Source organism: uncultured Rhodococcus sp., from assembly GCF_963525155.1.
In the GTDB taxonomy this organism is placed as follows: Bacteria; Actinomycetota; Actinomycetes; order Mycobacteriales; family Mycobacteriaceae; genus Rhodococcus_F; species Rhodococcus_F qingshengii.
The window spans coordinates 1-5,971 of record NZ_CAURKP010000255.1 but is presented as its reverse complement, the minus strand read 5'-3'; the positions used below and the strand labels follow the sequence as shown (position 1 = coordinate 5,971).

7 protein-coding genes are annotated in these 5,971 nt (G+C 61.7%); 5 read left to right on the top strand and 2 right to left on the bottom strand.

Annotated features, from left to right (window positions below):
- Positions 1 to 912, top strand: a 912-nt coding sequence (locus tag RWT78_RS27425) for a DMT family transporter (protein ID WP_314682285.1), incomplete at its 5' end; no start/stop codon positions are given.
- Here the strand turns inward: RWT78_RS27425 and RWT78_RS27420 are convergent.
- Positions 857 to 1,432: a 2'-5' RNA ligase family protein gene (locus RWT78_RS27420; protein WP_314682284.1), complete on the bottom strand. Its 576-nt coding sequence runs from the start codon at positions 1,430 to 1,432 to the stop codon at positions 857 to 859. The genes RWT78_RS27425 and RWT78_RS27420 overlap by 56 nt on opposite strands.
- Between RWT78_RS27420 and RWT78_RS27415 the strand changes: the two genes are divergently transcribed.
- The 4 genes from RWT78_RS27415 to RWT78_RS27400 all read left to right on the top strand — a co-directional run bounded on the left by RWT78_RS27415 (position 1,398) and on the right by RWT78_RS27400 (position 5,288).
- Positions 1,398 to 2,495, top strand: coding sequence for an isocitrate/isopropylmalate dehydrogenase family protein (locus RWT78_RS27415; RefSeq protein ID WP_064689634.1), 1,098 nt, complete (start codon positions 1,398 to 1,400; stop codon positions 2,493 to 2,495). The two genes, RWT78_RS27420 and RWT78_RS27415, sit on opposite strands and share 35 nt — an antisense overlap.
- A gap of 164 nt (positions 2,496 to 2,659) precedes the next feature.
- Positions 2,660 to 3,574, top strand: coding sequence for an ABC transporter substrate-binding protein (locus RWT78_RS27410; RefSeq protein WP_373937384.1), 915 nt, complete (start codon positions 2,660 to 2,662; stop codon positions 3,572 to 3,574).
- A complete protein-coding gene (locus tag RWT78_RS27405) occupies positions 3,574 to 4,530 on the top strand; it encodes an amino acid ABC transporter permease (protein ID WP_019748635.1) in 957 nt (318 codons plus the stop codon). The genes RWT78_RS27410 and RWT78_RS27405 overlap by 1 nt, the downstream gene beginning before the upstream one ends.
- Complete coding sequence (locus RWT78_RS27400; RefSeq protein WP_019748634.1) at positions 4,527 to 5,288, top strand: amino acid ABC transporter ATP-binding protein; 762 nt, start codon at positions 4,527 to 4,529, stop codon at positions 5,286 to 5,288. The genes RWT78_RS27405 and RWT78_RS27400 overlap by 4 nt, the downstream gene beginning before the upstream one ends.
- Positions 5,289 to 5,291: 3 nt before the next feature.
- On the opposite strand, the gene RWT78_RS27395 is transcribed toward RWT78_RS27400, so the two are convergent.
- Positions 5,292 to 5,971, bottom strand: a 680-nt coding sequence (locus tag RWT78_RS27395) for a class I SAM-dependent methyltransferase (protein ID WP_314682274.1), incomplete at its 5' end; no start/stop codon positions are given.

The window sequence follows — 5,971 nt, the reverse complement described above, 5'->3', positions numbered from 1 at the left end:
TTTCAATACACCGCAGCTGCGGTGGTGTGGGGAGCCAGTTTCCTCTTCATGAAGATCGGGCTCGAAGGTCTGTCCTTCACGCAGGTAGTTCTGTGGCGCTTGGTCTTCGGTGCGCTCGCGCTGGTTCTCGTGTCAGCGGTCAGCCGGATCGGCCTACCGAGGGACTTTCGCGTCTGGAAACACATGGCTTTTCTCGCAGCGACACAATGCATCGTGCCGTGGCTGCTGTTCAGTTGGGCGGAGCAAAACATGTCCTCGGGACTCGCGAGCATCTACAACGCCACCACGCCACTGATGACTATGGCTGTCTCCCTTGCCTTTCTGCCGGGGGAGACGCTGACGCGATACAAATCGCTGGGGTTGCTTCTCGGATTCGGTGGGGTGCTGATCGTATTGGCGCCGTGGAATCTCGGCGTCGGCGGAAGTGTCAGTTCTCAGGTCGCTTGCCTGGGAGCGACTGCCTCGTACGGGATTTCGTTTGTCTACCTCAGACGTTTCGTGCTTCCTCTCGGCGTCGACACCCGCACGGTCGCGTTATTGCAGATCAGTATCGGTGCATTCGTGATGGTTCTGGCCTCACCGGTCATCGCGAATACACCGATGCACCTGACGCCGGCAGTTGTCCTGTCGATGATCGCTCTGGGCGCACTGGGGACCGGGCTCGCATTCATCTGGAACACCAATGTCGTTCAGGGGTGGGGGCCGACTGCGGCGTCCACCGTCACTTACCTCAGTCCAGTGGTGGGCGTCGCTCTCGGCGCAATAGTCTTGAACGAAAGCGTTGGCTGGAATCAGCCGGTTGGTGCACTCGCGGTGATCGCGGGAATCCTGGTGACCCGACGTGCAACCCGATCTGTCACAGCGGCGGCGTCAGTAACCACTCCGTCTTCTGTTCGCCGTCCCAGCGCCTGATCGCGCCGCTGCGCCCGTGAATCACGTCGTTACCGACCAGGGCAATGGCTTCACCCAGACGTGCAGGTTCGACGCGTCGGGCGAGCGTCACATGAGGAGTCCACCCGCCGGGCTCGACGTGGGCGGGAAGCGCCGTCGAACCAACGGTTGCCTCGGCTATTTCTCGGTGCAGGTGAAGGAGTGCGCGCGAAGGAATGACCGAGCGCGCCAAGACCATCTGCTTGCCGCCGAACACGATGTAGCCACCGAGTCGGACCTCGAAGTCCGGGGCCGAGAAGCGCCGCTTCAACAGTTCGTCGACCTCCGCGGGGATCTCACGGGCGACGAACAGTGTGATGTGCGGACGGTTGGACGGGCTGTGATGAGAGGCCTGACTTGGTAAACCGGCGTCGGCGAGAAGCTGCCACTGTGCTCGGACTGCCGACTCACTCACTGGATCGAGGAGCAATTCCACCGACTGGACCATGGTGAGCAATGATTGCCTGATGACAGGTGCGAGCGCAATCGGTACTTCGGCCATGCGGCTGGGACTCATGCACGGCGACGGAATCGGCCACGAAATCGTCCCGGCGACACGGCAGATCGTGGATGCGGCGTTGTCAGCGGTTCATGCTCCGCCCGTCGAGTGGGTCGAGCTTCCGCTCGGGAACACGGCCATCGACAGCCACGGCACACCGATTCCCGACGAGACCATCGATTCGTTGGGGCAGCTGCAGGGTTGGATTCTCGGACCCCACGACAGTGCGTCCTATCCGGAGAGGTTTCGCGGACAACTCACACCCGGCGGCGTCATCCGGAAGAAGTTCGAGCTGTTCGCGAACATTCGGCCGGCAGCGGCGTTCCCCGGTGTCAAGGCAATGGTCCCCGACATGGATCTGGTGATCGTCCGCGAGAACACCGAGGGGTTGTACGCGGATCGGAACATGGCAGTCGGCAGCGGCGAGTTCATGCCGACGCCCGACATCGCGCTGGCCGTCGGTGTGTTCACCCGCGCTGCGTGTGAACGGATCGCACGCACTGCCTTCGCGTTGGCGTCGCGACGGCGCAATCACGTCACGATCGTCCACAAAGCCAACGTCCTCACACTGACCACCGGCCTGTTCCGTGACGCCTGCCGAACAGTCGCTGCGGAGTACCCACACGTCGTTGTCGACGACGAGCACGTCGACGCGATGGCGGCGCACCTGGTTCGGCGCGGCGGCGACTTCGATGTCGTGGTGACCGAAAACATGTTCGGCGACATCTTGTCGGATCTGGCGGGCGAGCTGTCCGGTTCACTCGGAACCGCGCCGTCGATCAACGCTTCCGAGACGCAGGTCATGGCTCAGGCTGCGCACGGTGCCGCACCCGACATCGCCGGGAAGAATCGGGCGAACCCGACGGCACTGTTCCTCTCGAGTGCAATGATGCTCGACTGGCTCGGTGATGCGCGTGGCGATCGGTTGTTGTCTGCGGCAGCACGCCGGATTTCAGATGCCGTTCGCACGACCATCGCGTCGGGCATCGCGACCGCCGACCTCGGCGGTTTGGCATCGACCAGCGAATTTTCCGAAGTCGTGTACGCACACACTCTGCGTCGCTGATTCTTGTACGACAGGCCGGAATCTTGCGAAGTCGGCGACGGTGGAACTCCTGCCGTAACCTACCGTTCGACTGAATTTCGGATGGACGTTGCAAGTGCGGCGATCGACGAGTGGAGAGCAGAGTCGTGGTCGATGAAAACGCACGGGCACCAAGGCCACGTGGCGTGAGTTATGGCTCGAGCAGTGGCGGGCGTATCCGCACCAACGTGGTGCGAGTCTTGTTGGTGGGCTTGATCGTCGCACTGTGCGGCGGGTGTGTCACCAACAACGAGGGTCTCGTTCCGGAAGGGCCGCCACTTGATGTCCAGAAGGTGCCCGAGATCGCCGCACTTCTGCCGTCCAAGGTCACGGATTCGGGCAAACTGCAGGTCGGGGTCAACATTCCTTACGCGCCAAACGAATTCAAGGACGCGGACGGCAACATCGTCGGTTTCGACGTCGACCTGATGAATGCCGTTGCCGCCGTGCTCGGGGTCGAAGCTGTCTTCAACCAAGCCGACTTCGACAAGATCATCCCCGCTATTCAGTCGGGAAGCTACGACCTCGGCATGTCTTCGTTCACCGACTCCAAGGAGCGCGAGAAGACGGTCGACTTTGTCACGTACTACAGCGCGGGTATCCAGTGGGCCCAGCGGCCGGACAAGCCAGTCGATCCGAACAATGCGTGCGGGCTTCGGGTGGCGGTGCAGACCACGACCACCGAGGACATCGACGAGGTGCCCGCCAAGAGCGAGGCCTGCGTGGCCGAGGGCAAACCCCCGATCGACAAGATCAAGTACGACAGCCAGGACGACGCGGCCAACGCGCTCATTCTCGGTCGAGTCGACGCGCTGTCCGCTGATTCACCAGTGACCGGCTATGCGATCAAACGGAGCAAGGGCCGGATGGAAGCTGCGGGAGAACCCTTCGATTCGGCGCCTTACGGCTGGCCGATCGTGAAGGGCTCCGCCCTCGGTCCCGCCCTGCAGCAGGCAATGCAGTACCTGATCGACAACGGTGTCTATCAACAGATCGCGCAGACCTGGAGTGTCGAGGCCGGCGTCATCGAAGTATCCAAGATCAACGGCGCGGAAAGCTGATGAACATGACAACAACTGAGACCGGCGATCCGGTGCCGATCAAGGCAATTCCACTACGCAGACCTGGTCGTTGGATTGCCGCGGTCGTCGTCGTGGTCCTCTTCGGACTGTTCGTTTACGGCGCGGCGACCAACGAAGCCTTTGCATGGGGGACTTACGGTCAGTATCTGTTCGACAAACGCATCTCCGCTGGTGCGTGGACAACGATCCAGCTGACGGTGCTGGCAATGGTGATCGCGATCGTCCTCGGTGTGATTCTGGCAGTCATGCGACTCTCTCCCAACCCGGTGCTTCGCGCCGCGGCTTGGGGCTATCTGTGGATCTTTCGAGGAACACCTGTCTACGTGCAGTTGGTCTTCTGGGGCCTGTTCCCGTCGATTTACAAGAGCATCGATCTCGGTATTCCCTTCGTACATCAGTTTGCGCACATCAATCTCCAGGACTTGCAGGCAGCGTTTCTGTTTGCCGTGATCGGTTTGGCATTGAACGAGGCCGCCTACATGGCCGAGATCGTCCGCGCCGGCGTGAGTTCGGTCAACGAGGGCCAGACCGAAGCATCTGTTGCATTGGGTATGACGTGGAGTCAGACGATGCGACGAACCGTTCTACCGCAGGCGATGCGCGTCATCATTCCGCCGACCGGTAACGAGGTCATCAGCATGCTCAAGACCACCTCGCTCGTGACGGCGGTCCCTTACAGCTTCGAGTTGTACGGTCGAGCGCGCGATATCTCGGGCGCCAACTTCGAGCCGATTCCCCTGTTGATGGTGGCGGCGACGTGGTACCTCGCAATCACGAGTCTGCTCATGATCGGGCAGTACTACGTCGAGCGTCACTATTCGAAGGGCGCAACCCGAGCACTGACCACACGCCAACTTCAGGCACTGGCCGACGCGCAAGGAAAAGCTACGGTAGTGGAAACGCTTCCGGATACCCCCGGAGGAGAACGCAAATGACACCCATGGTGAAAGCAGACCGAGTTTGTAAGAACTTCGGCGCATTGGAGGTCCTGAAAGGGATTTCGCTCGAAATCGACCCCGGTCAGGTCCTGTGTCTCGTCGGGCCGTCCGGGTCGGGCAAGTCGACGTTCTTGCGCTGCATCAATCACCTCGAGCAGGTCAACGCCGGCCGACTGTACGTCGACGGCGACCTGGTGGGCTACTCGGAGAAGAACGGAAAACTGTACGAACTTCACCCGCGAGCAGCGGCCAAGCAGCGCCGCGACATCGGGATGGTGTTTCAGCACTTCAATCTGTTCCCGCACCGCACCGCTCTCGAGAACATCATCGAAGCGCCGACGCAGGTGAAGCGCGTCAGTAAGAAGAAGGCTGTCGAACGAGCGAAGGACCTCCTCGATCAGGTCGGGTTGAGCGCCAAAGCCAACGCCTACCCGGCCCAGTTGTCGGGTGGTCAGCAGCAAAGAGTTGCCATCGCCCGCGCTCTCGCGATGGACCCGAAGCTCATGCTGTTCGACGAGCCGACGTCCGCGCTCGACCCCGAACTGGTCGGTGAAGTTCTCACCGTGATGAAGCAGTTGGCCAAAGAAGGCATGACGATGGTGGTCGTCACCCACGAGATGGGTTTCGCCCGCGAGGTCGCCGACCAGTTGGTGTTCATGGACGGGGGAGTTGTGGTCGAGGCAGGCGAGCCGCGGGAACTCCTGGCCAATCCTCAGCACGACCGGACCAAGGCTTTCCTGTCGAAGCTGCTGTAGCCGTCAGGGTTTGACGGCGCTGAATATTGCAGTGCCCGGAAAGAGTTGGCCGCGCAGGGGACTCCACTGTCCCCATTCGCGGTCCAACCACTCCGGCCATTCGGGCTCGATTATGTCGCGCACCTGAAGTCCGGCGGCGACGATCTCACGAACCCGGTCGCCGATGGTGCGGTGATGCTCGACGTAGGTGGGGACTCCGTTGTCATCGACCTCGACATACGGGGTGCGGTCGAAGTAGGGGAGGGTCGCGGTCAAGCCCTTCGGCCCGGGATCGTCGGGGAAGATCCATCGAATCGGAGGGTTGACGGCAAAGACCCACGATCCGCCGGGACGCAGAACCCGGGCGACTTCGTTCATCACTCGCTGCGAATCGGCAACGAACGGGACGGCGCCGAACGCGGAACAGACGATGTCGAAACTCTCGTCGGCAAACGGCAGGAGTTCCGCACTTGCCTGAATCAACGGGACTGCCGGTCCGCCAGCATTCATCGCGTCCTGCCCGCGGGCGAGCATCCCCATCGAGATGTCGAGACCGACGGCCCGAGCACCGTGTCCGGCGAGCCAACGGGCGCACGGCGCGGAGCCGCAACCCACTTCCAATATGTCTTTGTCGACTATGTCGCCGAGCAAGTGGTGATCGCCCTCGTGCAGCCCTTCGGGGCACCAGACGAATTCACCTTCCG

Coding starts and splice junctions, on each gene's coding strand:
- RWT78_RS27400 (WP_019748634.1), top strand. CDS start 4,527: ATGACACCCATGGTGAAAGCAGACCGAGTTTGTAAGAACTTCGGCGCA.
- RWT78_RS27420 (WP_314682284.1), bottom strand. CDS start 1,432: ATGGCCGAAGTACCGATTGCGCTCGCACCTGTCATCAGGCAATCATTG.
- RWT78_RS27415 (WP_064689634.1), top strand. CDS start 1,398: ATGACAGGTGCGAGCGCAATCGGTACTTCGGCCATGCGGCTGGGACTC.
- RWT78_RS27405 (WP_019748635.1), top strand. CDS start 3,574: ATGAACATGACAACAACTGAGACCGGCGATCCGGTGCCGATCAAGGCA.